Genomic DNA, 2,135 nt, shown 5'->3' with positions numbered 1-2,135 from the left:
CAGATTATACCGGAACTTTGGCTAAAAAGCTCGTTTTAAGACAGACCCTAATCAAATAAAAAATAGTACTCAAGAGAACTGTTTTGCCTGATCCAGCTTCGCCTTCAACTAAAATCAACTGACCACGTTTTTTTGACAGAAGCGCATCAATTACTCGATCAATAATGACATCTCGCGCATGCTTTTGCTCATTTGTTAAATCATGGAATGGGGATGCCTTGAATATTGCCGAATCACGAATAACACTTTCTACTGGAAACAATTCATGATTAAAGCTATGCAACTTGCGCCAAATTCGAGAAAAAATCAGTTCTTTTTCATCAGCTGTATAATACTCATTTTGTTCATTTTCACGCCGATTATTTAACTGTTTCACGCTTGGAACACCAAGCATGTACAGCATCATTTGGTTTTCAATATCCAACGTTAAGGATTTATTAAAGTGATCATGTCCAATTACAAACATATTAGCATTCTTAGCTTTGGCTAGGGCACTCCAGTCGTCTCTAATTTTCGAATCTTCATTCAGATGCTGTTCGGTTCGTCGCTCAATATCGTTGGTTTCGCCAACATAAACTTTGTATCCACCAGACTTGTTTGCTGTGTATATCAAATAGACTGTTGGATACTCAATTAGAAGACGGTGTTTCTTCTCATCACCATCAATAATATCCTCAAGCTTCGTTGGCGTATCTGGACTGTATTGAACTTGCTCAATGATTGGGTATCCTAAATCTGCCATAAGCTAACACCTTTCGACTACTTTTGATCAAATTTCCAATGACGCTTTTTGTTGATATCAAGCTTTTCCTGAACAATGTCATTCGGCTTTACGCCTAACTTATCACACATATAATAACAGTACGTTAATATATCTGCCAGTTCCAATTCCATATCATGGAGCTGTTTTTCAGAAAACTGATCTTTGTCGTCCATTTGCCAAAGAAAAAGCTCGTTGAGTTCACCAGCTTCAATGCCAACCGCGCGAGCCAATGCTGGTAGCGTGTGATATTTGTTCCATCCGCGACTGTTGCGGAAATCGGTTAATTCGTTAATCAGTTGATTGTATTCCACCACTAGTTACCCCCGATTTACAGTATGATGAGCTCAATAATAATTTCATAATTATCATATCACAAAGCCTAAATGTTATTAATCCATTAAAGGCTTCCCCCAACATTCCTAATTACTTTGTAACCATTGGCTGTATGACTTTTTCAACACTTTACGTGTGTCATTTTTATATTCAACGCCAGCAGCCATTGAATGCCGGAGTATAATAGCCTATAACAACTACCTACTAGGAGATAATTATGAATTCAGAACTTTCTAAAATCTTTTCACAACTTATTGAAGCCTCTGATGATTCGCGACTAGTGATTTTCGTCGGGGCAGGAGTATCGCAGAATTCAGGCCTTTCATCTTGGTCATCGTTAGTGGAAAGAATGGCACAAATTTTGGGCATCAAGTCTTCGAACAACTATACTAATGAACAATTGCTCAAAATCCCAGAAATGCTATATGAAAGTTATCCAGAAAAATATTATGCTGTACTTCGAGAAGAATTACAAAAGAAAGTTCCATCCAATGCATTAGATGACCTAATCATTCAATTAAACCCTGATCATATTATTACCACCAACTACGATACCCTCCTAGAGGATTCAGCAAAATCAAATACAAGACTGTTCGAATACGTTACTATCTTTGACGACTCATCACTTCTACTTAAAGGGAATTTAGGAAAACATTTCATTTTAAAAATGCATGGTGATATAAGTGAAGAAAATATTGAACAGAGCGTAGTGCTGAAAGAGTCTGATTACCTTGATTACGATCATTCTCACATTTTAATATCTACATTTATTAAGTCTCTACTAGCAACTCACGTTTTTCTTTTTATTGGATACTCAATGTCCGACAATAATCTTCGATTAATTTTGAACTGGATTAACTATCTAAAAAAACAGCTTAAAATTAACAATACGTCCCATAGCATTCCCGATAACGTACTACTGTATTCAAAATCCGAAAACAAAACATATCCCGATACACAGCTTCGACAATATTACAGAAGCAATAACATTAGTTTAGTCGATCTTGATATGGATCTGAGTCAAGTTTTTAGACACGAT

At 36.3% G+C, this 2,135-nt stretch carries 3 protein-coding genes; 1 reads left to right on the top strand and 2 read right to left on the bottom strand.

Annotation, left to right across the window (positions count from 1 at the left end; translation table 11 throughout):
- Nucleotides 1-4: 4 nt before the first annotated feature.
- Nucleotides 5-742, bottom strand: a complete 738-nt coding sequence (locus tag FD47_RS14280; RefSeq protein WP_082620328.1) for a GIY-YIG nuclease family protein — start codon at nt 740-742, stop codon at nt 5-7.
- 17 nt (nt 743-759) lie between these two features.
- Nucleotides 760-1,074: a nucleotide pyrophosphohydrolase gene (locus FD47_RS14275; protein WP_056980826.1), complete on the bottom strand. Its 315-nt coding sequence runs from the start codon at nt 1,072-1,074 to the stop codon at nt 760-762.
- Between the two features lie 239 nt (nt 1,075-1,313).
- Between FD47_RS14275 and FD47_RS14270 the strand changes: the two genes are divergently transcribed.
- A partial coding sequence (locus tag FD47_RS14270; RefSeq protein ID WP_191982200.1) for an SIR2 family protein occupies nt 1,314-2,135 on the top strand: 822 nt, incomplete at its 3' end.

The organism is Lentilactobacillus parafarraginis DSM 18390 = JCM 14109, from assembly GCF_001435895.1.
In the GTDB taxonomy this organism is placed as follows: domain Bacteria; phylum Bacillota; class Bacilli; order Lactobacillales; family Lactobacillaceae; genus Lentilactobacillus; species Lentilactobacillus parafarraginis.
This window is presented reverse-complemented; position numbering and strand designations above follow the sequence as displayed.

Bases quoted from the DNA above. Each gene is read 5' to 3' on its own strand.
- FD47_RS14280 (WP_082620328.1), bottom strand. From the start codon at position 742: ATGGCAGATTTAGGATACCCAATCATTGAGCAAGTTCAATACAGTCCA.